This window comes from Agarivorans sp. Z349TD_8 (assembly GCF_050870825.2).
Taxonomy (GTDB): Bacteria; Pseudomonadota; Gammaproteobacteria; order Enterobacterales; family Celerinatantimonadaceae; genus Agarivorans.
In genome coordinates this window covers 3,550,912-3,573,785 of the sequence record NZ_CP194037.2, presented here as the reverse complement: position 1 = coordinate 3,573,785, position 22,874 = coordinate 3,550,912, and the positions used below count along the sequence as shown (strand labels likewise).

Here is a 22,874-nt window from a genome sequence, read left to right as displayed (position 1 = left end):
GTTTCTACGCTCCCTATGGGAGTGGTATCAGGAGAATAATGATGCCTAGAGAATTTAGCCGTCCAGACCGGGTGGCCCAACAAATTCAGAAAGAAGTCGCGGTGATATTACAACGCGAAGTACGTGATTCCCGTTTAAGTCTGGTCACGGTGTCTGCCGTTGATGTGACCCGTGATTTATCCTATGCCAAAGTGTTTGTCACTTTCTTAGATGACAGCGAAGAAGCGGTTAAAGCTAGCTTGGAAGCGTTAAGTGAACATCAACCCTATGTTCGCCACTTGTTAGCCAAAGCAATGCGTCTACGTGCAGTGCCGGAACTACGTTTCCAATATGATGGTTCTTTACGTGAAGGTTTGAGGATGACTGAGTTGGCGAGTAGCGCAGTGAAAAATGATCAGCAGAAAGCCGCTGCATCGGGTCGTACTCTTGAACAAGAACAATCAGATGAGCAAGCGAAAGAGGACGAGTAATGGTGCAAGGGCGCAGAAAAAAGGGCCGTGCGATTGATGGCATCTTACTGCTAAACAAACCGACGGGGGTCTCCTCAAACGGTATCCTTCAGCGAGTGAAGCGTATTTATTTCGCCCAGAAGGCTGGACACACTGGCGCACTTGATCCACTGGCTACCGGTATGTTACCGATTTGCTTAGGTGAAGCGACTAAATTTTCTCAGTTTTTACTCGATTCAGATAAGCGTTATCAGGTGACGGCTCAGTTAGGTGTTCGAACCAATACTTCAGACTCGGATGGTGAAGTGGTCGACACGCGTCCGGTTCAGGTGACTAAAACTCAAATTGAGCAGGCTTTAGCTTCATTTCGCGGACCCATTAATCAGGTCCCATCGATGTTTTCAGCCCTAAAACATAATGGTAAGCCTTTATATAGTTATGCCCGGGAAGGGATCTCGATTGAGCGCGAGGCTCGACCGATTACGGTTTACGAGAATAATTTAATTGCGCTTGATGGGGATATGCTGACTCTGGATGTTCATTGCAGTAAAGGTACCTATATTCGCACCATTATTGATGATTTAGGTGAGATGCTTGGCTGTGGTGCGCATGTGGTGAAATTACATCGCTCACAGGTGGCTGATTACCCAAGTGAGCGGATGGTGACTCCCGAGCAGCTTGATGCGCTGTTAGAGCAAGCGAATCAAAGCGAGATTGCACCTAAAGAATTGTTAGACCCGCTATTGTTGCCGATGGATTCGGCGGTTGCGCATTTAGCTGAGGTAAACATTCCTGAAGACTTAGGCGGCTACTTAATGCAGGGACAAGCACTACAAGTTGCCGGTGCGCCGCTGAATGATGTATTTAGAATCACCATTGGTGAGCCTGCTCGTTTTGTGGGAATAGGCCAGCTGAATGATGATGGTTTGGTCGCACCGAAGCGCTTAATTCAGAGCGTCGATAGTTAAGTGTTTCGCTTGCAACTACAAATTTAGCGCTATATAATGCGCGTCCTTCATCGCTGAGTTAGTGATTGGCGATGAGTAAATTTAAATTTTTAGGAGTTAGTATGTCACTAAGTAGCACAGAAAAAGCAGCAATCGTTGCAGAATACGCGCGTGAAGCAGGAGACACTGGTTCTTCTGAAGTTCAAGTTGCTTTGTTAACTGCACAAATCAACCATTTGCAAGGTCACTTCAAGAAGCACATTCACGATCACCACAGTCGTCGTGGTCTACTACGTATGGTTAGCCAACGTCGTAAATTGCTTGACTATTTGAAGCGTAAAAATCAAGCGAGCTATGTTGAATTGATCGCTAAATTAGGTCTACGTCGCTAATCATAGACCTTAGCAAAACAGAATATCTAAAGGGAGCCTAATGGCTCCCTTTTTCGTTCGCTTAATAAAATTCATAAAACCAGCCCGATAACAACGGTTTTAGTAAGGATAAAGTTATCTTTTGGCATAGCATTGTTTTATACTTTAGCGCGAATTAAAAGAGCACATAAATTAAAGGAAATTCACGTGAATCCTATCGTAAAAACGTTTAAATACGGTGAGAATACAGTCACCATCGAAACTGGCGCAATCGCTCGCCAAGCAACCGCTGCTGTAATGGTAACTATGGATGATACAACAGTATTTGTATCGGTAGTGGGTAAGAAAACCGCTACGCCTGGCCAAGATTTCTTCCCGTTGACTGTGAACTACCAAGAACGTACTTACGCAGCAGGTAAAATTCCTGGCGGTTTCTTCAAACGCGAAGGTCGCCCTTCAGAAGATGAAACCTTAATCGCACGTTTGATTGACCGTCCAATCCGTCCACTGTTCCCTGAAGGCTTCGTCAACGAAGTTCAAGTTGTTGCGACCGTGGTGTCTGTCAACCCACAAGTGCAGCCTGATATTGTGGCTTTGATTGGTACTTCTGCAGCGTTAAGCCTTTCTGGTATTCCATTCAATGGCCCGATTGGCGCGGCTCGAGTGGGTTACATTGATGGTAATTACATTCTTAACCCAACCACCGAAGAACTACCAGAAAGCAAACTAGATTTAGTTGTTGCGGGCACTGAAAGTGCAGTATTGATGGTTGAGTCTGAAGCTGAGCTATTATCTGAAGAAGTGATGTTAGGCGCGGTAGTCTACGGTCATGAGCAATCGAATGCAGTCATTACTGCGATTAAAGAACTATGTGAAGAAGCAGCTAAACCCGCATGGGATTGGCAAGCGCCGGCAGTTAACGTTGAACTTAAAGATAAAGTCGCGGTACTTGCTGAAGCAAAATTAACTGCCGCTTATCAAATTACCGATAAAGCTGAGCGTTATGCGAAAGTTGGCGAAATCAAGAAAGAAGTAATCGAAGCCATTAGTGCCGAAGATGTTGAACTTGACTCACAAGATATTGGCGATGAACTCGGTAAATTAGAGAAAAATGTAGTGCGTTCACGCATTATTGCTGGCGAGCCTCGTATCGATGGTCGCGAACCTGATATGATCCGCGCGCTGGACGTGATGACTGGTGTATTACCGCGGACTCACGGTAGTGCGGTCTTTACTCGTGGTGAAACTCAGGCCTTAGTGACTTGTACTTTAGGTACCGAACGTGATGCTCAGATGATTGATTCATTGGCTGGCTTGCAAACCTCTCGCTTTATGTTGCACTACAACTTCCCTCCTTACTGTGTTGGTGAAACTGGCTTTATTGGCTCACCTAAACGTCGTGAAATTGGTCATGGTCGCCTGGCAAAACGTGGTGTTGCTGCGGTAATGCCAAGTTCTGAGGAGTTTCCGTATACAGTACGTGTAGTTTCAGAAATTACTGAATCAAACGGTTCAAGCTCAATGGCTTCGGTTTGTGGTAGCTCATTGGCATTGATGGATGCTGGTGTTCCAATTAAAGCTTCGGTTGCGGGTATCGCAATGGGTCTGGTGAAAGAAGGCGATAACTTTGTTGTGCTTTCTGACATTTTAGGTGATGAAGATCACCTAGGCGACATGGACTTTAAAGTAGCGGGTTCTTCTGAAGGTATCTCTGCATTGCAGATGGATATCAAAATTGAAGGTATCACCAAAGAAATTATGGAAATCGCCCTACGTCAAGCACAAGGCGCGCGTTTACATATTTTGGGTGTGATGGACCAAGCGATTGGTACTTCTCGTGAAGAGATCTCCGAATTTGCACCACGTATCCACACCATTAAGATCAGCCCAGAGAAGATCAAAGATGTGATCGGTAAAGGCGGCGCAACTATTCGTGCATTGACCGATGAAACCGGCACCACTATTGAAATTGAAGATGACGGTACCGTGAAAGTTGCCGCAACTGACAACGCGCAAGCGCAAGAAGCGATTAAGCGTATTCAGCAGCTCACCGCAGAAGTTGAAGCGGGTCAATTCTACGAAGGTAAAGTGGTTCGTCTTGCAGACTTCGGTGCATTCGTTGAAATTCTTCCTGGTAAAGATGGTTTAGTTCACATCTCGCAAATTTCTCAAGAGCGAGTTGCTAACGTTTCTGACCACTTGACTGTTGGCGATATCGTTAAAGTTAAGGTGTTGGAAGTAGACCGCCAGGGTCGCGTTCGCTTGAGCATTAAAGAAGCTGCAGCACCAGCTGAAGCCGCCGTGGAAACCCCTGCTGAATAAGCGGGTTTACTGAACGAAAAAAGCCGACCTTGGTCGGCTTTTTTATTGCCAAAAAATCAAGTTATAGAGTAAGTGTGCCTAGTTGGCATGAGGATGCGCTGTTCGTTGAGCTTTAATGGCTTTCGGTATGACGAATTATCTGTTCATTTTTGCGAGCCTAAATCGCCGTAGTAGCGTTATACGCCTTAGAGCGACCAATGACAGCACTTTATACCTCGTGGCTGGCCGATTTATTCTGTGCAATAAGTTGATCATATTATTCATCAAATTGATATTAATCTCCTGCTATAAAAACAAAGGGCAGAGTGTCTTTCAACTTATAGTGGTTCAGGTTTACAATAGCGACCCGATTTTGTTGAAGCTGAGAAAGCCTTTGGATACGACAGATATAGACTGGATGAAGCATGCCTTGGCTTTAGCCGATAGAGCTGAACAGCAAGGTGAAGTGCCAGTGGGGGCTGTGGTCGTGCATCAAGGGAAAGTGGTTGGAGAGGGTTGGAATCAAACCATTACTCTGAATGATGCCACGGCTCACGCTGAAATATTGGCGCTACGTGAAGCGGGAAAAAAAATTGGGAATTACCGGCTGCTTGATACAACCCTGTACGTCACTCTCGAGCCTTGTACGATGTGTGCTGGTGCAATGGTTCATGCCCGAATAAAACGCCTGGTATTTGGTGCTCAGGATTTAAAAACGGGGGCTGCTGGTAGTGTGTTTAATATTGTCGACACAGAACAGTTAAATCATCGTGTTGAGATTGAAAGAGGGATATTAGCGGAGTGTTGTAGTGAGAAACTTAGTCGTTTTTTTCGCGGTCGTCGTGAACAACATAAGTTGCGAAAAAAACAACAGTTAAAGTGAGTTATTCAGCGTAACTGACGAACTCCATCTCTGACAAGGCATAAGAGCGTTGTCTTAATAAAACCTTACGATGCTGACGAGCCAATTGAATACGGCGACGTGGCGAATGAAGGGTAACACGTTTTCTTCTTATCATACTATCCTCTCTAGGACGCTTTTACATTTTAATCTTAAGCAAGATTAAGTGTAAAACATGACAAAATTATGACATTTCGTCAAGATGATTCTCTAATCTTTGGTGCTTACCTCTATTTTGTTCGGAATATTATGCTCATCTTCGAAGTTATCGTCTAAGGGGGGCTGCATATTTTGTATTAATTGCTGTTGGCGCTGTTCTTCTTTTTTCTGCGCTTCTAGCCATAACAAGCTTTGGTAATATTGCCGAATATTATTCACGTAGTTATAGGCTTCTTGTCCTCGTGCATAGCCGTAGCGGGTTTGTTGGTACCACTTCTTGCGCATTAACAAGGGTAGACTTTCTTTGACATCTACCCACGCATTTGGGTCGCCCCCTTGGATGCGAGTGATTCTGCGGGCATCCAGCATATGACCAAAACCAATATTATAGGCCACTAAAGCAAACCAGATCCGATCTTCGTTATGAACACTATCTGGAACTTTTTCAATCAGCTTTTCTAAGTATTGCGCACCTCCGCGAATACTTTGTTCGGGGTCGAGTCGATTGGTCACACCCACCGATTTTGCTGTGGGGAGGGTGAGCATCATCATACCACGCACGCCGGTAAATGATTTAGCCTGAGGTCGCCAATGAGACTCTTGATAGGAGACAGAGGCTAACAAACGCCAATCTAGCTGTCCCGCATATTGTTTAAACCAATTATTATATTTAGGTAGGCGAGATGCTGTTGCTCGTAAAAAGGCTCGGGTATCGACATAGTCAAATCGCTGAATATGGCCTAAATAGCGTTCATAGAGTTGAGTAATATCGCCGTTTGCGTGCTTTTGACCGATGTATTCGATTAACGCGCTATAGAGGCTGTCATCACTGAAGCGTTTCACCATCCATACCACGGGAGCGCCCTGATGAAGGGTAAAGGCTTCGGCTAAATCCGGATAAAAGCGTTGATGTAGGGAGAGGGTCGTATTGTCGACCAAGGCAAAACGGATCTCTTCATCGACGATGCTTTTTAGTAATTCGCTGCTATCCAGACGATCAGTGACTTCAATTTCTAGTTCGGGATTGTCCTTTTTATAAGCGTTTAACAAGGGTTGATGGTAACTTCCCGCGGTGATCCATATGGGCGCATCCACCTGGCTAATATCTCGTGGTCTAAAGGTGTTCTTTTTATAAACCACCTTGGCATCTACTTGGTAAATTTCTGGTGAGAAGCGAAAGTTTTCGGCGAGTGCCGGTGTTGGGGAAAGCGCAGCGCCCAGTAAGTCGACCTGTTGATGCTGTAATCCACGATACAGTTCGGTTTGATTATAGAGTGGCACCATCTGTAACTCGACACCTAAGTAGGTAGCAAAACCTTCCAGCAGCTCATATTCCATACCAGCAGGTTGTTCATGCTGATCGTAATAAAATACCTGCTGATTATATAAGGTGCCGACTCGCAGTTTACCACGTTGACGGATCTGCTCCAGCTCAGAACTAAAGGGTTTTGGGTCACAGCCTTGTAAAAACAATAAGGCAAGCAACGCTAATAAGATTGCTGAGCGCTGCTGTTTCATCATTTAATGTGCTTCCTATTTCTATAATTAGCTTTGATTTTATGGATATCTGGCTAGCTGTCTAGCATTAAGCTTGCTTTTCCTCGTTAAGCTAACGTTTTGTTTACCATTGTGGCGGTTTTTATCTATAATACGCGCAATTTTCCCCCTCCCACCTCCATCTGGAAAAGCGAGCACATTAATATGTTGGTACTACGTGGTGCACCTGCACTGTCTGAGTTTCGAGTTGCGCAATTGCTAAAACGTTGCGCAGAGCAAGATCTGAACATTAGTTCTATTTATGCTGAGTTTATGCATTTTGCTGATATTGCTAATGATTTAAGCGATGTCGAGCAGCAAATATTGGATAAGCTGTTGACCTATGGTCCGACTATTGCGGAACATCAACCTGCAGGGCAATTACTATTAGTCACTCCTCGCCCAGGCACTATTTCTCCTTGGTCCTCAAAAGCGAGCGATATTGCGCACAATTGTGGTTTAAGCAATGTGCAACGTTTAGAACGCGGGATAGCTTATTATATTGAGTCAACTGAGACTTTAAACGAAGCTCAGTTGAGCCAAGTGAAGGCTTTAATTCATGATCGCATGATGGAAGTTGTATTTGCTGAAATGGAGTCGGTGGCGGCTTTATTTGAACATGCTAGCCCAGCGCCTTTTGCATCGGTCGATATTCTTGGTGGCGGTAAGGCTGCTTTAGAGCAAGCCAACCAAGCCTTGGGCTTGGCGCTTGCGGATGACGAGATTGACTACTTAGTGGAAAATTTCGAGAAGATGAAGCGTAATCCGAATGACGTCGAGTTGATGATGTTTGCGCAAGCAAACTCGGAACACTGTCGCCATAAGATCTTTAATGCAGATTGGACGATTGACGGGGTGAAACAGCCTAAGTCTTTGTTCAAAATGATCAAAAATACCTATGAGTTGAATAGTGATTATGTGTTATCTGCCTACAAAGATAACGCCGCGGTAATGACTGGTTCGGTGGCTGGGCGTTTTTTCCCGAATAGTGAAACTAAACAATATAACTACCATCAAGAAGCAATCCATATTTTGATGAAGGTTGAAACTCATAACCATCCCACGGCGATTTCTCCCTATCCTGGTGCCGCAACCGGTTCTGGTGGTGAAATTCGTGATGAAGGGGCAACTGGCAGAGGGTCAAAACCTAAATCTGGTATGGTTGGTTTTACCGTCAGTAATCTGCGTATTCCTGGTTTTGAACAAGCCTGGGAAAGTGATTTTGGTAAGCCAAGCCGCATCGTTGACGCCTTAGAAATTATGATTGAAGGGCCATTAGGTGGCGCGGCCTTTAACAATGAGTTCGGTCGACCGAATATTTTAGGTTACTTCCGTACTTACGAAGAACAAGTGGAAAGTTTTAACGGTCAAGAAGTTCGCGGTTATCACAAGCCCATTATGTTGGCTGGTGGTTTGGGGAATATTCGCGAAGATCACGTAGAAAAAGGCGAAATTCCAGTCGGAGCCAAAATCATCGTGCTGGGTGGCCCAGCTATGAATATTGGACTTGGCGGCGGTGCAGCCTCTTCGATGGCCTCTGGCCAATCCAGCGAAGATCTCGATTTTGCTTCGGTGCAACGAGAAAATCCAGAAATGGAACGTCGTTGTCAGGAAGTGATCGATCGTTGTTGGCAAATGGGGGACGATAATCCCATTGCCTTCATTCACGATATTGGTGCTGGTGGCCTATCCAATGCTTGTCCTGAGCTGGTCGATGACGGTGGCCGTGGCGGTGTGTTTGATTTGCGCGCGGTTCCGAATGATGAGCCAGGCATGTCACCTTTAGAGATATGGTGTAACGAATCACAAGAGCGCTATATGTTAGCGGTTGCTCCGGAACATCTCGAGGTATTTGACGCGATTTGTAAGCGTGAGCGGGCACTTTACGCAGTGATTGGCGTGGCGACCGAAGAGCGTGACCTTATTTTGCATGATTCGCACTTTGCCAATGATCCGATCCGTATGCCCTTGGAAGTTTTACTGGGTAAAGCGCCGAAGATGCATCGCGATGTGCAAAGCGCTCGCTTTAACGGTCCCGCTTTTGATACCGCAAAAATTGAGCTAGGTGAAGCGGCTGAACGCTTATTGCGTTTGCCAACGATTGCTGAGAAAACCTTTCTGATTACCATTGGTGATCGCAGTGTGACTGGACTGGTGGCGCGAGATCAAATGGTTGGCCCTTGGCAGGTGCCGGTTGCCAACTGCGCCGTAACGGCCGCCAGTTACGATAGCTATCATGGTGAAGCGATGTCTGTGGGCGAGCGTACCCCTGCGGCCTTGATTGATCATGCCGCCTCGGCGCGTTTAGCGGTCGCCGAAGCCTTAACCAATATTGCAGCTACAAACATTGGTTCACTGAATCATATCAAGTTATCGGCTAACTGGATGTCGGCTGCTGGCCACCCCGGCGAAGACGCGGGACTTTATGCAGCAGTCAAAGCGGTGGGCGAAGAGTTATGTCCAGCGCTAGGGCTTACTATTCCGGTGGGCAAAGACTCGATGTCGATGAAGACTGCTTGGCAAGAAGATGGCCAAGAGAAGTCGGTTACGGCACCACTTTCACTGATTATTAGTGCTTTTGCTAAAGTTGACGATATTCGTTTAACGGTCACGCCGCAGTTGCGTAATGACCAAGGCGATAGCGACTTGATCTTGATTGATTTAGGTCAGGGTAAAAACCGCATGGGCGCATCCTGTTTGGCTCAGGTTTATAAGCAGCTGGGTAATCAAGTTCCTGATGTGGATTCGCCAGAGTTATTAAAAGGTTTCTTTAATGCGATTCAGGTATTAACCGCAGAACAGAAATTGCTAGCCTATCATGACCGGAGTGATGGTGGCTTGTTTACCACGGTTGCAGAGATGGCTTTTGCTGGTCACTGTGGCGTGGATATCGCGCTTGATTTGTTAGCAGGTGAAGTGGTTGATGTATTATTTAGTGAAGAGTTAGGCGCTTTGATTCAGGTGAAAACTGAACACAAAGAAGCGGTACTTAATATCTTGGCTGGTCATGGTTTAGCCAGCTGTAGTCATGTGATTGGCTCACTCAATAGCGATGATGCGATCCGCTTTACTCGCAATGGGGAAGTGGTGCTTGCCAATACTCGCACTCATTATCGGAGCATTTGGGCGGAAACCACCCATCAGATGCAAGCCTTACGTGACAACCCTGAGTGTGCCAAGCAAGAATTTGATGCCAAGCTAGATGCTGCCGACCCTGGTTTAAATGTGGGCTTAAGCTTCGACATCCATGAAGACGTTGCTGCGCCTTATATCCTTAAAGGTTTAAAACCAGAAATGGCTATCTTGCGTGAGCAAGGAGTGAACTCGCATCACGAAATGGCCGCCGCCTTTGACCGGGCGGGCTTCGCTGCGGTGGATGTGCACATGAGTGACATACTGGCAGGGCGCGTCAGCTTAGATAAATTTGCAGGTTTAGTGGCCTGTGGCGGTTTTTCTTATGGTGATGTTTTGGGCGCGGGTGAAGGTTGGGCGAAGTCCATCCTGTTTAATTCGCGGGCTCGTGAGCAATTTAGTCAATTCTTCCAACGCAATGATTCCTTCGCTTTGGGGGTTTGTAACGGCTGTCAAATGCTGTCTAATCTAAGTGAATTAATTCCAGGCGCTGATTTGTGGCCACGTTTCGTGCGCAACGAATCAGAGCGTTTTGAGGCTCGCTTTAGTCTAGTGGAAGTTCAGCAATCGCCATCAATCTTTTTGAATGGGATGGCGGGTTCACAAATGCCCATCGCTGTATCGCATGGTGAAGGGCGGATGGAAGTGCGTGACCAAGCTCACCTCGACGCACTGGCGCAAAGTGGTACGGTTGCACTGCGTTATGTGGACAACTATGGTGATGCGACCATGCAATACCCAGCCAACCCGAATGGTTCGCCTTTAGGTATTACCGGGCTGTCTACTGCCGATGGTCGAGTGACGATTATGATGCCTCACCCAGAGCGGGTGTTCCGGACGGTTGCCAACTCCTGGCACCCGGATGATTGGCGTGAAGATAGTCCTTGGATGCGGATCTTCCGCAACGCACGGGTTAACGTAGGTTAAAGCGCTCGTTGATAAAATAGCCACCGTAAGGTGGCTTTTTTATGTCGCGATTGGCTTGCCTTAAGCGAGTGGCTTATAAAGTAAAGCGTTTCACGAGTGCTTCGAGTTCTTCGGCGCGTTGTTTCAGGTTGAGACCGCTGCTGCGATTTTCTTGGGCCAAAGTAGCAGACTCGCTGGATTGGTCGGCAATTTGCACGACCCGTTGTGATATTTCGTGTCCGACATGACTCTGTTGATCGGTGGCGGTTGCGATAAGTGCATTCATATCCATGATGTGCTGGATCGATTGTTTAATTAATTGCAGTGCATCGCTGGCAGCATTGGCACCACTCACCGCTTCAGTACTGCGTTGTTGGCTACTGTCCATGGCAGAAACTGCGGCATCGGAGCCATTTTTTAAACGTTCGATCATGGTGTGGATCTCGCCAGTGCTTTGTTGAGTGCGGCTGGCAAGCTGGCGGACTTCATCGGCAACCACCGCAAATCCTCGGCCTTGCTCACCGGCTCGCGCGGCTTCAATCGCTGCATTTAAGGCGAGTAAGTTGGTTTGTTCGGCGATCCCTTGAATTACGCTTAAGGCCGAAGAAATATTTTGTACATCACCTTCGAGTTTACTAATCACCTCACTGGCTTGGGCGATTTCATCGGCGAGTGACTGTACGGTGGTGACGGCACTACCAACGGTGTTCATCGCCTGTTCGGCATTGCTGTCGACTTCTTGAGCTGAGTGTGCCGCTTGGTTTGCGTTATCGGAGACATCATGGGCTGAGGCTGTCATTTCGGTCATCGCGGTAGCGACTTGTTCGGTTTCTTCACGCTGTTCAACTAGTAGTTGGTCAACTGAGCTGGCTCGTTGAGACATTGAGGCGGTCTCTGTGGCGACATCATGCGCGACCTTTCCAACCATGCCGATAATCTCATGCAATAACGCGATAAAGGAATTGAAGTTCGTTGCCAATTGACCAAATTCGTGGACGTAATCGGTTTCTAGGCGAGCACTTAGGTCGGCGTCACCACTGGCTAACTTAGCGAAGGACTGATTTAAGGCTTGTAAAGGTGCCATGATACTTTGGTTGATTACATACCCAATTACTGTCGCAACGATCAGCAAGGCCAGGCCGATTAAGCTGATAAATAACATCGATGATTGTAGGCTTTGTTCGGAGTGTTCTTTTAAGCTTGAGATGAGCGTATCCACATCATCCGTATAAAAACCAGTTCCGATGGTTAGATCCCAGCGCTCAAGGTAGATGGCATAGCTAAGCTTCGGTTGAGCAACATCACTACCAGGCTTTGGAAAGTAATAGGTATAGAACTCGCCACGTCTGGCAGCTTTTATTAGACCTTGGATGAAGTATTGGCCCTTTTTATCTTGCAAGTTCCAAAAGTTATCACCGAGTCCTTTATCACTCTGTCCGAGTACCCAGCGCTTGCCTTTTGAATCGTAGGCAAATAAGTAGCCGTTTTTGCCAAATTTTATATTTCTTAGGATAGGCGCGGCTTGCTCCAAGCTCCCCCCCTGTTCGTAGATGTGAACGATTGCTGAGTAGCTGAGATCGAGGTAGGCTTTGAGCTCTTCCTTTTTCATCTCAATTAAGCTGGCCTCGGTTTCAATGCTTTGAGATTGGTTTAGTTTCTGGGTTTCGTGATAAGTGAGTAACAACATACTCGCAGCTAAGAGTAACACCGGCGCTAGAGCTAACACCGATAAACGTTGGCGGATAGTTAGAGACATACGTGGATCCTTCCTGGTTCTCAACTTGATGTTTTAATGATGAGTTATTTAGATTACGGATTAATGCCAGCATAATCGATTTATCGGCAGCTATGTTAGGCTTTTGTAGTATAAATAACGGATATATTTACTGTTTGTTTTATAATTAACTGTTGCTAGATGATGGCATGACTCTGAGTTTTCTTGGGGGGATCGATAACTTGTGTTTATTTTCATCTCATGGATAGCCAAATGGAGTTCATAGCTCTATTTGGCTATTTATGAGATGAGTTTTCCAAGGTCGATATATTGGCCTTGGAAAGTCTCTAGTTCTGTTGTGCTTAGCTTCGTTCCTCAATCTTTAGGGTTAAACATATGGGTTTGTAGTTTTTATAAGGTGAAGCGATTTACTAAGGTTTCTAATTGTTCCGCTCGTTGTTTTAATTTGCTGCTACCACTGCGGTTTTCTTGAGCGAGTGCTGTCGACTGGCTGGATTTATCGGCGATATGTACGATGCGTTGTGATATTTCTTGCCCTACGTGGCTTTGTTCATCGGTGGCAGTTGCGATCAATGCATTCATATCCATGATGTGTTGAATGGATTGTTTAATCAAGAGTAATGCATTATTGGCAGCATCGGCACCAGTGACGGCTTCAGTACTACGTTGTTGGCTCGTGTCCATGGCCGTAACCGCGGCATCAGAGCCATTTTTTAAACGTTCGATCATGGTGTGGATCTCGCCGGTGCTTTGTTGGGTGCGACTGGCAAGCTGGCGGACTTCATCGGCAACAACGGCAAACCCTCGGCCTTGTTCGCCAGCTCGCGCGGCTTCAATCGCTGCATTGAGAGCGAGTAGGTTGGTTTGTTCGGCAATCGCTTGAATTACGCTTAAGGCTGAAGAAATATTTTGTACATCACCTTCGAGTTTACTGATGACCTCACTGGCTTGGGCAATTTCTTCTGCCAGGTCTTTTACCGTTACTACCGCACTACCAACCGTGTTCATTGCTTGCTCTGCGTTAACATCCGCTTGATGGGCTGAGCTTGCCGCCTGGGTGGCATTGTCTGAGACATCGTGTGCAGAAGCGGTCATTTCGGTCATTGCAGTGGCCACTTGTTCAGTTTCTTCACGCTGCTCTGTTAACAATTGGTCAACGGAATTTGCACGCTTGGACATAGAGGTTGTTTCTCCTGCGACATCACGGGCGACTTTGCCAACCATGTTAATAATTTCATGTAATAAAGACATGAAAGCGTTGAAGTTGGTTGCTAATTGACCAAACTCATGCACGTAGTGTGTTTCCAGGCGAGCACTTAAGTCGGCATCGCCACTGGCGAGTTTTTTAAAGGAGTGATTGAGGTCTTGTAGTGGGGTCATGATGCTCCGATTGACAAGATAGCCAATCAGTAGCGCTAGACCTAATAAGATCAATGCAGTAATTGTTATAAAAGTAATGGAAGATTTTAGGCTTTGTTCTGCTTGTTGTTGTAATTGGGAAACAACCGCATCAACATCATCGGTATAAAAACCGGTACCAAGCATTAATTGCCAACGCTCAAGATAAATGGCGTAGCTTAGTTTGGGCTGGGCGATATCACTTCCCGGTTTGGGAAAATAGTAAGTATAAAACTCGCCTTTTTTTGATGCTTTAATCAGGCCTTGAATTAAGTATTGTCCTTGTTTGTCTTGCAGATCCCAAAAGTTATCCCCGATCCCTTTATCCACCCCGCCCATGAACACGCGAACACCTTGGTTGGTATAGCCGAAAATATAACCACTGTTACTATATTCAAGGCGTTTCAGGATTGGTAAAGCCTGTTCGAGCGTTCCTCCATTTTCGTATATTTCGGCGATGGCAGAATAACTCATATCCATATAGGACTTGAGCTCAGCTTTTTTCATTTGCAGCATACTTTGTTTAGTGGCAACCGATTGAGCGAGACTGAGTTTTTGCGTTTCAGAAATGGTCAACGCGAGCATGCTGGTGGCCAAGATAAGCACTGGCGCGAGGGCTAAGAATATTAACCGATGTTTGATGGTGAGTGACATAATGCTGCTCTCTTTTGTTGATACAACTTTGTATTCTAGTGTAGCTTTTAGATTACAGCCAAAGTTAAGTGAATGTTAATAAAGTGTATTTTTTTGGAAAGTTTGAGCTAGTCGTGGTTATGTTGGGTTTGGGGGAGTGGGCATTGTTGATGCCAAATCTTGGTCGGTACGATTTGAATTGCAGTTTGATAGCCACTATCAAATAGCTTGAGTTTGGCTTCATCGGTAAGGTGAAAGTCTACTGGTGAGGTATTTCCGGTATTGACTACGATAGTTCGATGCCAAAATTTCTCATTGACATATTCGCGGGAAATGGTGGTCATGAAGGTTCGAATAAGCAGTGAAATATAAGCCGCTAGAGGAAATATACCGTTGGTTTGCAGGGGTTTGATGTCATTGTCTCCACGTAAGCGAAAACAGATCACTGGCGTCCCGTCGGTCGCCCAGTCTTGATGTAAAGCGTCTTCGGATAGGATACTTCCATCGACCATTAGGTGTTCTCGATAGGGCTTAAAAGAGAAGATAAGGGGGATCGACATAGAAAATCGCACCGCTCGAGATACTTTTTCTTTGGGAGTTTGAATCGCGTCGAACACGACCGGTGAACCGGAACGAACATCGGTGGCTACCACGTGTAGTTTCACGGGGAGCTCCTCAAAGGTGACTCCGCCGAGTAAATCATCTATCCAAGCTTCAAATTTGTCTCCTGAGCACAATCCACCGTTACGTAATAAGCTCAGTAGTGAGAATCCCTTAAATTGTTCAAAATCGGTGTCTAGTGCGATAGCCTTAATCTGTTCAATTGTCATGCCGCTGGCAAATAAGGCGCTGATGATACTGCCGCCTGATACTCCGACAATATGCGAAAACTGGACATTCAGTTCTTTTAGGGCCGCCAGAATGCCAATATGGGCGGGTAAGCGAGTCCCACCTCCGGCAAATATTGGGACTAAGATCTTCGGTTTTGCTGATTGCATTCGGATCTTCCTTGGCAGATGATAGCTAAAGTATGTCGCATATTTCTGATATCGCTAGACTTTCTTTTTAGCGTAAAGGCCCACAAGTTTGATGGAATTCAAGGGCATTATATGACCACCAATGATGAACTCAACAAAGAAGTTATGCTGCACAAATCGCCGAACAAATTGAAGACTTTCTGGTTTGCTACCGTGATTCGGTGTTTTACTGTGATTTTGCTGTTCTGCTCTATCGAAGCTCAAGCCTTATGGACTGGCTGTGAAAATCAAAGCTTAGAATATACAGCTGCTTCCGCTGAATTTGCGCCAAGGCCTCCCAATAAAACGTCATTTTATTTATTGGTTTGGAATAGTTATAAAGGGCAGCAGCACTCCTGGTTGGCTACGCTGAGTCAGCTGAGTCAGCAAGCGGATTTCATCTTATTACAGGAAGCGAGCCGTAAACAAATGAGGCTTTGGCCCGATCGGCAACAGTGGTATCGTTATCAGGCAATCGCCTTTGAGTGGCTCGGCGATGGGTTTGGTGTCATGAACCTAGCCAAGCAGGCGAGCTTAGATAGTTGTGTTGTACTGAGAGCTGAGCCATGGATAAGAGTACCGAAATCTGCTTTGATTCAGCATTATCATTGGCAGGGCAAAGATTTGCTGTTAGTGAATATCCATAGCATTAATTTTACTTGGGGCGAACAGGATTACCGTGAACAATTACAACAACTTAATATTTGGTTAGCCAGCTATGAGGGGCCAATGATTTTAGCCGGAGACTTTAATACTTGGAGTTCCGAACGTTTAACCCTGCTGAAGCAACTCGCGCATCAATATCAGTTGAATGAAGTAATTTTTAGGCCCGATCAGCGGAGTCGCTTTTATGGTCAGGCCTTAGATCATATCTTTTACCGAGGGCTTAAGCTTGATCAGAGTAAAAGTATCGTGAGCGATGCTTCTGATCACAACGCATTATGGGCAAAGTTTAGTTTTACTAAGCACTCACTTCAGCTACGTTAATATATAACTTTAGTTTTTGCCCTGGCTTTAAATAATTATTTTTGTTGAGTTTATTCCACTTGAGCAAGTCTGATACCGAGACCTTAAATTTTTGGGCGATCCGTGATAAGGAATCACCGTTTCGCACTTGATAGGTGATGGTTTGGATCCGTTGGTCACTTAGTTTAGTTTTTTGCCAAATTATCAGTTTTTGACCTGGTTTTAGCATATCGCTAGGGGCCATACCATTCCAGCTCGCGATGTCACGATGGTTGACTTGGTGGGCTTTGGCAATACTCCAAAAACTGTCACCTGATTTTACGCGATAGCTTAGTTTGATATCGCCATGCGGTGTTTTTTGTTTACTGGCTAAGCGTTGCGTTTGACTGAGTGTATAAGCGCTTTGTTTACGTGATGATACCGGGACTAATAGGTGCTGACCCGTTTTGATCTTATTGCTGCTGAGTTTGTTTAATTCTTTGATCTGTTTGCTCGTCGTATTATAACGTTTAGCGATGACACTCAAACTGTCGCCAGATTTAACCTTGTAGCGAGCCCATTGCATGCGGTCTTGTTTGGTTAAAGAGGCAAGCGCGAATTCAAAATTAGCCGCTTTCTTTTTTGGTATTAATAAATAGTGTGGGCCATTAGGTGCTGTGGCCCAGCGATTAAATGCTGGATTGAGTTGGTGAAGTTGTTGCAGTTTGATATCTGCTAACTCGGCGGCGAGTGCGAGATCAATTTGACTGTGGGTATCGACTTGGCTGAAGTAGGGTTTATTGCTGATGGCGGGCACGTCTATCTTATACTCGATACGATGTTGTAATAGTTGACTCAGTGCTAATAATTTTGGAACGTAAGCACGGGTTTCTCTGGGTAAGTCTAAAGACCAAAAGTCGGTTGGTTTGCCTTTCTTTTTATTGGCTCTAATCGCCCGCTGTACTCGACCTTCACCGGAGTTATATGCCGCTAAAGCATGTAGCCAATCACCATCAAAAAACTTGTTTAAATACTCGAGATAATCAAGCGCGGCACGGGTTGAGGCATAAATATCTCGCCGTCCGTCATACCACCAATTTTGCTCAAGGCCAAAGCGAGTCCCGGTGCCGGGAATAATTTGCCAAATACCAGAAGCGCGGCCATGCGAGTATGCGAAGGGCTGAAATGCGCTCTCGACAATGGGTAATAGCGCTAATTCTAGCGGCATGTCTCGGCGTTCGATTTCTTCTACAATGAAGTACAGGTAAGGGGCTGCACGTTTGGATACCCGAGCCATGTAATCTGGGTGTTTTAAAAACCAATTGAGCTGGGCTTGTAGGCGCTTATTTTTTTGTGGTAGTGGAAGCTCGAATTGTTGTTCAATTCGTTGCCATAAATCATCATATACTATCGGTACCACTGGTTCAGCCGCTGCTGCGATTTGTGGTGCGATTAAGCTTTCACTCGAAGGCCTATCAATTTCTGACGCTTGCGAAGTTGATTCGGACCGAGTATCAGCGCCTGGTTGCTGTGCTATACCGTTGTCGGAACTAGGTGTAATAAGTTGGCAAGCGCCCAATAATAAAGAAAAAAGGCTAATGATGAGCGCTTTCATGAGTGATCCGTTCGTTTCAAATAGCTGACAATGGTATTTAGGTCTAGATGAATTAGCAAGTCAGAAGCGATCTTTCCATGATCTTAAACTGGTAAACACCGCCACTTCATTGGTGAGTGCTTGCATCTGCGCTAAGCTTACGGCGCTGCTAATGCTAGTTTGCTCACAGCGTAGAAAAGGGTTGATCGCTAGTTGTTGTTCAAGCGTTGTGGGCAGGGTTGGTAAGCCCATTTGTCGCTGTTTACTAACTTCTTGTTGGTATGTGATTAATCGCTTATTATCGGGTTCAACCTTTAAAGCAAACTGCAAATTGGCTTGGGTGTATTCATGGGCGGCATACAATAAGGTTTGCGGATCCAAAGCTTTTAATTTATTTAGTGAGTGATGCATTTGTTCGGCGCTGCCTTCAAACAATCGACCGCAACCGGCTGAAAATAAAGTGTCTCCAACAAAAATATGCTGATTACATTGGTAGGCTACGTGGTCTAAAGTATGGCCTGGTAATTCAACAACCGTGAATGACTGCGACAAGCCTGTGGGGTGGATTGTCATGGCATCTGTGACGATGGTGTGAGCAAATTGATATTTGGCGTTATTCGGTGCAAATACTTGTGCTTCTGGGAAATGCTTGAGAAGTTGATTGACGCCGCCAATATGATCATGATGATGATGGGTAATGAGGATGTTACTCAGGCGGCCATTTATTTCCGCTAAACGTTGCAGTACTGGTTCCGCATCGCCTGGGTCGACAACCGTACAGGCATCACTATTGGGTTCTTTGATTAACCAAATATAGTTATCGCTGAATGCTGGAATATGGATGATTTGCATTATGCTATCTCTGTCGTTAAAGTCGATGACGCATTATTGCCTTAACTGCAGTAGATTGGTATGAGGAATTGATGAAGCCCGCGAAAATTCGTGACGTAATTGACAGCCCCGACTTTTGGCAGGAACTGCCCTTAGGTGATTGGTTGATGGATCAACAGCAAAGTTTGCTTGATCAATATTTACCTGCGGTATTTGGCTATCATCTACTAAAATTAGGAAATCTGAGCGCGCAACTTAACTGTCATGCTTCGATGATCCGCCATCAACTGAATGTGGCAAAACGCGGTCATTTAATTGGTTTGAGGGCAGAGCCTGAACAGTTGCCTTTTCAAGAAAGCAGTTTAGATCTTTGCTTGTTGGCCCACAGCCTCGATTTTTCGAAAGATCCCCACCAAGTATTACGTGAAGTTGAGCGAGTCTTAACTGCCGATGGCTATCTGATTATTAGTGGATTTAATCCTTTTAGTTTATTGGGGCTAAGGCGTTACTTTCCGTTTAGGCGGCGAGGACTCCCTTGGTCGTGCCGTATGTTTACACCAGCAAGGGTAAAAGATTGGCTTAATTTACTGGGTTTTGAAGTGCTTAATGATGAGCGTTTTGGGTATACTTCTTTTGTGAATAGCAGACCTGCACCGCAATGGTTTGAGCGCTGGGGAAAACGCTATTTTCGTGCCACAGCATCGGCCTATTTCATTGTCGCTCGAAAACGTCGGGCCCCCTTAACACCGATTAAAAAAGCTTGGCGAGTTAAACGACGGATCCCGGTGACTTCGTCGGTGGGGGGATAGGCTGTGATTGTTCGTAGTCGCAATCTATTTGTAGCGTTTGTGCAGTGGCAGCACTGCGCGCGAGTTGGTCGACTCGTTCATTTTCAATATGCCCTGCATGCCCTTTCACCCAGCGCCACTCTATCTGGTGGATTTGGCTGACTTTATCTAAGCGTTGCCATAGGTCGACATTTTTGACCGCTTGTTGGCTTGCCGTCTTCCAGCCGCGCTTTTTCCAATGATGGATCCATTGTGTAATGCCTTGGCGCAGATATTGGCTATCGGTGGTTAGTATCACCTTGCAACTCTGCCGTAGACTTTCTAAACCGACAATGGCTGCGAGCATTTCCATGCGATTATTGGTGGTAAGCCGATAACCTTGGCTTAATTCTTTTTGATGCTGTTGATAAATCAATAGCGCGGCATAGCCGCCAGGGCCTGGATTACCTAAGCAGGAGCCATCGGTAAACAAGTGAACTTCTTTTACCATATCTTTGTTAAACTAGAATATATATCTGCTTAGTGTCGCATAGGAGCTGTTGTGAACCAATCGAAGAACCATCGCTTAGTTATATTTGATACAGAAACCACTGGGATGAATGATAGTGGCGGTCCTATTTATCAGGGCCATCGAGTGATTGAAATTGGTTGTGTGGAAGTGATTGACCGAAAATTTACCGGAAATACATTCCATGTTTATATCAATCCTGAGCAGCTGATCGATCCTGAAGCGATTCAGGTTCACGGCATCACTGATGAGTTTGTTGCCGATAAGCCTTTGTTTCGCGAGATCGCTGCAGATTTTATTGAATTTATTCGCGGTGCTGAGTTGGTGGCGCACAACGCAAACTTCGATATAAGCTTCCTTGATCATGAGTTTTCCATGATGTCTCGAGGCTTGATTAAAGCGCTGCCAAATTGTGCCGATATTTGTACTATCACCGATTCATTGTTGGTGGCTCGTCGTGGAGAATACAATAAACGTGAGATCCAGTTAGCTGGCAATAAGCCACTTCCATCACGAAAGAACTTGGATTCCTTGAGTGATTACTATGGGGTCGATCGCTCGTCACGAACTTATCACGGCGCTTTACTGGATGCGGAATTGTTAGCCGATGTCTTCTTAAAGATGACCGGTGGGCAAAATAAGCTGAACTTGAAACAAAAGGGGAGCGGTGATGGTTTGGGCGTGAGGCCCATTAGCGCAGAGCGCACGCCCTTAAAAGTTGTATTCGCGACTGAACAAGAGCTGCAGAGTCACCAACAACGATTAGACTTAGTCGAAAAGAAAGGAGGTCAGTGCCGCTGGCGCGACTCATCTCAATGATAAAAAAATTTTTGTGGTTATTGCTTTGGCTAGTTTTACCCTTACAGGCCAGTACGATTTTTGAGAATCGAGATATTCCGTTAATCGATAATCGTTTTCGGCTCGATGAAAGCATCGATAAGGTGACCTTTTTGCTTTATCGCTCACCAGGCTCACCTGCGGCGATCTTGGTCCGGCCCGATGGTAGTAAAATTTACGCTTGGCAATTACCGAGCAATGTGAGCTGGTTAGAAACCGATGAATTAGACATTGTCACCATCGAAAAGCCAATGCGCGGGCCATGGCAGGCAGTAGCTGAAAATAAAGGCCGTAACCGAGTTCGTATTCTCAGTGATGTAGAGATGGTGACTGACCCCATTCCTCATCAGCTTTATCGCGGTGAACGTTTACGGATCCGTTCTCGCTTAATGAATAAAGGAGAGCGGATCGATTTGGGGGTGATGCTTAAAGATGCGATCCTTGATGTGGCTTTAAGCCATGAACAGCTATTGGATGATCAAACCCTACAGGTTAGGCAGGAAAGTTTGGGTAAGTTTGCCGATGATGGTAAAAACTATGATGAGGTTGCCAATGATGGCGTATTTACGACTTATGTGAGTTTAGATACCCAGCCTGGCAAATACCAAATGATCGTCAGTACTTTAAACCAAATTTTTACTCGAGCACAATCCACATCAGTGTTGATTTATCCAAACCCGGTAGCGATTCGAGTCCTTTCACCTAAAGATGAGCAGCGTCAGGCTCGTATGGCCTTAGTGATAGATGCCGATGAATTGAGACCAGAAACTGTGGTGATTACAGGAAAGGTATTTAATAACGTTGGTTGGCAGCAAGACTTTCAGGCTTATGCCGATACTCACGAATTCACCATCGATTTACCGACCCCTGCGTCGCAGGGCCGTTATCGAGTCAGTGGAACTTTGTTGGCAACGACTTTACAAAACCGGGAACTGGTGATTGAGTTACCGGAAGAAGATTTTGTAATTTTGCCACCGCCGCCACCGCCGCCACCGCCAGTGGTTGAAAAAGTAGTGATTCCTGAACCACCAACGCCTTTGTGGTTGATTATCTTGTTAGGCATATTAGGTTTTGCACTTTTCGCAGGGGTCATCTTCCTGGTAATTTGGTGGCGTAAACGTAAGGCATTTGCTGCAGCCTTAAAACAAGCGCGAGATGCGCCGCCAGCAACACCTGAAGTAGAGCCTAAAATGGAAGACTCAAGTGATTTAAAGATACCTTCTGAGTGATTTTTGAGTGCATTGGCTAAAACATCGGCGCTTAAGTGGGTTTTTAAAGAAATAAGACAATTCTTTGTTGACTCACCATAGCCATAACCGTATTATCTGCGCCGCACCAGACGAGATGGTTCTGCGGAGTGGTAGTTCAGTTGGTTAGAATACCGGCCTGTCACGCCGGGGGTCGCGGGTTCGAGTCCCGTCCACTCCGCCAAGTCTGTTTCTGTGTGCATGTTTCGATGTTGCGGAGTGGTAGTTCAGTTGGTTAGAATACCGGCCTGTCACGCCGGGGGTCGCGGGTTCGAGTCCCGTCCACTCCGCCAACGACGAAACAATTTAATGCGTAGGAGTGGTAGTTCAGTTGGTTAGAATACCGGCCTGTCACGCCGGGGGTCGCGGGTTCGAGTCCCGTCCACTCCGCCAGCATTGAATGAGTAATACCATGTGACTTTTAGTATATGCGGAGTGGTAGTTCAGTTGGTTAGAATACCGGCCTGTCACGCCGGGGGTCGCGGGTTCGAGTCCCGTCCACTCCGCCACTACTAAACAAGAGCCTCATCTAGATGAGGTTTTTTTTTGTCTGTTATTTCAGTGCATGCTCAGATTGTGGATCGTGCAGTCATCACAATCATCGATGAGGGCCATCAATCCTGTAGCTTGATTTATTAGC

At 45.8% G+C, this 22,874-nt stretch carries 18 protein-coding genes and 4 tRNA genes; 14 read left to right on the top strand and 8 right to left on the bottom strand.

Features of this window, described 5'->3' with window-relative positions:
* Window positions 1-41 precede the first annotated feature (41 nt).
* From rbfA to tadA, 5 genes are all read left to right on the top strand, one after another.
* Window positions 42-470 (top strand): 30S ribosome-binding factor RbfA, encoded by a 429-nt coding sequence (gene rbfA / locus ACRRS1_RS16135; protein WP_432456153.1) that lies wholly within the window; start codon window positions 42-44, stop codon window positions 468-470.
* Entirely contained in the window at window positions 470-1,417 is a 948-nt protein-coding gene (gene truB, locus ACRRS1_RS16130) for a tRNA pseudouridine(55) synthase TruB (RefSeq protein WP_432467395.1), read from the top strand. Before rbfA ends, truB begins: the two co-directional genes overlap by 1 nt.
* 101 nt (window positions 1,418-1,518) lie before the next feature.
* Window positions 1,519-1,788 carry a 30S ribosomal protein S15 gene (gene rpsO / locus ACRRS1_RS16125; protein WP_432452182.1) on the top strand — a complete coding sequence of 90 codons (270 nt, stop codon included), beginning with the start codon at window positions 1,519-1,521 and terminating at the stop codon, window positions 1,786-1,788.
* A gap of 186 nt (window positions 1,789-1,974) precedes the next feature.
* Window positions 1,975-4,089: a polyribonucleotide nucleotidyltransferase gene (pnp, locus tag ACRRS1_RS16120; RefSeq protein ID WP_432452183.1), complete on the top strand. Its 2,115-nt coding sequence runs from the start codon at window positions 1,975-1,977 to the stop codon at window positions 4,087-4,089.
* A gap of 373 nt (window positions 4,090-4,462) precedes the next feature.
* Window positions 4,463-4,951 carry a tRNA adenosine(34) deaminase TadA gene (gene tadA / locus ACRRS1_RS16115; RefSeq protein ID WP_432452184.1) on the top strand — a complete coding sequence of 163 codons (489 nt, stop codon included), beginning with the start codon at window positions 4,463-4,465 and terminating at the stop codon, window positions 4,949-4,951.
* A 1-nt stretch (window position 4,952) separates the two neighbouring features.
* On the opposite strand, the gene ACRRS1_RS16110 is transcribed toward tadA, so the two are convergent.
* Together ACRRS1_RS16110 and mltF are read right to left on the bottom strand one after the other, a co-directional pair.
* Window positions 4,953-5,087, bottom strand: coding sequence for a hypothetical protein (locus tag ACRRS1_RS16110; protein ID WP_432452185.1), 135 nt, complete (start codon window positions 5,085-5,087; stop codon window positions 4,953-4,955).
* Window positions 5,088-5,179: 92 nt separating this feature from the next.
* A complete protein-coding gene (gene mltF / locus ACRRS1_RS16105; RefSeq protein ID WP_432452186.1) occupies window positions 5,180-6,649 on the bottom strand; it encodes a membrane-bound lytic murein transglycosylase MltF in 1,470 nt (489 codons plus the stop codon).
* A 180-nt stretch (window positions 6,650-6,829) separates the two neighbouring features.
* Between mltF and purL the strand changes: the two genes are divergently transcribed.
* On the top strand, window positions 6,830-10,723 hold the full coding sequence (purL, locus tag ACRRS1_RS16100; protein ID WP_432467396.1) for a phosphoribosylformylglycinamidine synthase: 3,894 nt from the start codon (window positions 6,830-6,832) through the stop codon (window positions 10,721-10,723).
* Between the two features lie 73 nt (window positions 10,724-10,796).
* Here the strand turns inward: purL and ACRRS1_RS16095 are convergent, their stop codons facing one another.
* The 3 genes from ACRRS1_RS16095 to ACRRS1_RS16085 all read right to left on the bottom strand — a co-directional run bounded on the left by ACRRS1_RS16095 (window position 10,797) and on the right by ACRRS1_RS16085 (window position 15,466).
* On the bottom strand, window positions 10,797-12,458 hold the full coding sequence (locus ACRRS1_RS16095) for a methyl-accepting chemotaxis protein (RefSeq protein WP_432452188.1): 1,662 nt from the start codon (window positions 12,456-12,458) through the stop codon (window positions 10,797-10,799).
* A 369-nt stretch (window positions 12,459-12,827) separates the two neighbouring features.
* Window positions 12,828-14,489 (bottom strand): methyl-accepting chemotaxis protein, encoded by a 1,662-nt coding sequence (locus ACRRS1_RS16090; protein ID WP_432452189.1) that lies wholly within the window; start codon window positions 14,487-14,489, stop codon window positions 12,828-12,830.
* Window positions 14,490-14,596: 107 nt separating this feature from the next.
* A complete protein-coding gene (locus ACRRS1_RS16085; protein WP_432452190.1) occupies window positions 14,597-15,466 on the bottom strand; it encodes a patatin-like phospholipase family protein in 870 nt (289 codons plus the stop codon).
* Between the two features lie 111 nt (window positions 15,467-15,577).
* On the opposite strand from ACRRS1_RS16085, the gene ACRRS1_RS16080 reads away from it, so the two are divergent.
* Window positions 15,578-16,471, top strand: coding sequence for an endonuclease/exonuclease/phosphatase family protein (locus ACRRS1_RS16080; protein WP_432467397.1), 894 nt, complete (start codon window positions 15,578-15,580; stop codon window positions 16,469-16,471).
* Here ACRRS1_RS16080 and ACRRS1_RS16075 read toward each other — a convergent pair.
* Both ACRRS1_RS16075 and gloB read right to left on the bottom strand, forming a co-directional pair.
* Window positions 16,446-18,044, bottom strand: a complete 1,599-nt coding sequence (locus ACRRS1_RS16075; RefSeq protein ID WP_432452192.1) for a LysM peptidoglycan-binding domain-containing protein — start codon at window positions 18,042-18,044, stop codon at window positions 16,446-16,448. The genes ACRRS1_RS16080 and ACRRS1_RS16075 overlap by 26 nt on opposite strands.
* 60 nt (window positions 18,045-18,104) lie before the next feature.
* Entirely contained in the window at window positions 18,105-18,875 is a 771-nt protein-coding gene (gene gloB, locus ACRRS1_RS16070) for a hydroxyacylglutathione hydrolase (protein ID WP_432452193.1), read from the bottom strand.
* Window positions 18,876-18,946: 71 nt separating this feature from the next.
* Here gloB and ACRRS1_RS16065 point away from each other — a divergent pair, with 71 nt between their 5' ends.
* The gene (locus ACRRS1_RS16065; RefSeq protein WP_432459858.1) at window positions 18,947-19,663 is read left to right on the top strand and encodes a class I SAM-dependent methyltransferase; all 717 of its coding nucleotides are present in this window, start codon (window positions 18,947-18,949) and stop codon (window positions 19,661-19,663) included.
* On the opposite strand, the gene rnhA is transcribed toward ACRRS1_RS16065, so the two are convergent.
* Complete coding sequence (gene rnhA / locus ACRRS1_RS16060; RefSeq protein WP_432452195.1) at window positions 19,623-20,132, bottom strand: ribonuclease HI; 510 nt, start codon at window positions 20,130-20,132, stop codon at window positions 19,623-19,625. The genes ACRRS1_RS16065 and rnhA overlap by 41 nt on opposite strands.
* 105 nt (window positions 20,133-20,237) lie before the next feature.
* On the opposite strand from rnhA, the gene dnaQ reads away from it, so the two are divergent.
* The 6 genes from dnaQ (at window position 20,238) to ACRRS1_RS16030 (ending at window position 22,743) form a co-directional block, all read left to right on the top strand.
* The gene (gene dnaQ, locus ACRRS1_RS16055; protein WP_432456154.1) at window positions 20,238-20,969 is read left to right on the top strand and encodes a DNA polymerase III subunit epsilon; all 732 of its coding nucleotides are present in this window, start codon (window positions 20,238-20,240) and stop codon (window positions 20,967-20,969) included.
* A complete protein-coding gene (locus ACRRS1_RS16050; RefSeq protein WP_432452196.1) occupies window positions 20,966-22,216 on the top strand; it encodes a TIGR03503 family protein in 1,251 nt (416 codons plus the stop codon). The genes dnaQ and ACRRS1_RS16050 overlap by 4 nt, the downstream gene beginning before the upstream one ends.
* Window positions 22,217-22,341: 125 nt before the next feature.
* Window positions 22,342-22,418 (top strand) — tRNA-Asp (locus ACRRS1_RS16045).
* A gap of 32 nt (window positions 22,419-22,450) precedes the next feature.
* A tRNA-Asp gene (locus ACRRS1_RS16040) sits at window positions 22,451-22,527 on the top strand.
* Window positions 22,528-22,550: 23 nt separating this feature from the next.
* A tRNA-Asp gene (locus ACRRS1_RS16035) sits at window positions 22,551-22,627 on the top strand.
* A 39-nt stretch (window positions 22,628-22,666) separates the two neighbouring features.
* Window positions 22,667-22,743 (top strand) — tRNA-Asp (locus tag ACRRS1_RS16030).
* The last annotated feature ends 131 nt before the right edge of the window (window positions 22,744-22,874 follow it).

Bases quoted from the DNA above. Each gene is read 5' to 3' on its own strand.
- rpsO (WP_432452182.1), top strand. From the start codon at position 1,519: ATGTCACTAAGTAGCACAGAAAAAGCAGCAATCGTTGCAGAATACGCG.
- dnaQ (WP_432456154.1), top strand. From the start codon at position 20,238: ATGAATGATAGTGGCGGTCCTATTTATCAGGGCCATCGAGTGATTGAA.
- ACRRS1_RS16090 (WP_432452189.1), bottom strand. From the start codon at position 14,489: ATGTCACTCACCATCAAACATCGGTTAATATTCTTAGCCCTCGCGCCA.
- ACRRS1_RS16075 (WP_432452192.1), bottom strand. From the start codon at position 18,044: ATGAAAGCGCTCATCATTAGCCTTTTTTCTTTATTATTGGGCGCTTGC.
- mltF (WP_432452186.1), bottom strand. From the start codon at position 6,649: ATGATGAAACAGCAGCGCTCAGCAATCTTATTAGCGTTGCTTGCCTTA.
- ACRRS1_RS16050 (WP_432452196.1), top strand. From the start codon at position 20,966: ATGATAAAAAAATTTTTGTGGTTATTGCTTTGGCTAGTTTTACCCTTA.
- ACRRS1_RS16110 (WP_432452185.1), bottom strand. From the start codon at position 5,087: ATGATAAGAAGAAAACGTGTTACCCTTCATTCGCCACGTCGCCGTATT.
- ACRRS1_RS16095 (WP_432452188.1), bottom strand. From the start codon at position 12,458: ATGTCTCTAACTATCCGCCAACGTTTATCGGTGTTAGCTCTAGCGCCG.
- ACRRS1_RS16065 (WP_432459858.1), top strand. From the start codon at position 18,947: ATGAAGCCCGCGAAAATTCGTGACGTAATTGACAGCCCCGACTTTTGG.
- gloB (WP_432452193.1), bottom strand. From the start codon at position 18,875: ATGCAAATCATCCATATTCCAGCATTCAGCGATAACTATATTTGGTTA.
- ACRRS1_RS16085 (WP_432452190.1), bottom strand. From the start codon at position 15,466: ATGCAATCAGCAAAACCGAAGATCTTAGTCCCAATATTTGCCGGAGGT.
- rnhA (WP_432452195.1), bottom strand. From the start codon at position 20,132: ATGGTAAAAGAAGTTCACTTGTTTACCGATGGCTCCTGCTTAGGTAAT.
- purL (WP_432467396.1), top strand. From the start codon at position 6,830: ATGTTGGTACTACGTGGTGCACCTGCACTGTCTGAGTTTCGAGTTGCG.
- rbfA (WP_432456153.1), top strand. From the start codon at position 42: ATGCCTAGAGAATTTAGCCGTCCAGACCGGGTGGCCCAACAAATTCAG.
- ACRRS1_RS16080 (WP_432467397.1), top strand. From the start codon at position 15,578: ATGACCACCAATGATGAACTCAACAAAGAAGTTATGCTGCACAAATCG.
- truB (WP_432467395.1), top strand. From the start codon at position 470: ATGGTGCAAGGGCGCAGAAAAAAGGGCCGTGCGATTGATGGCATCTTA.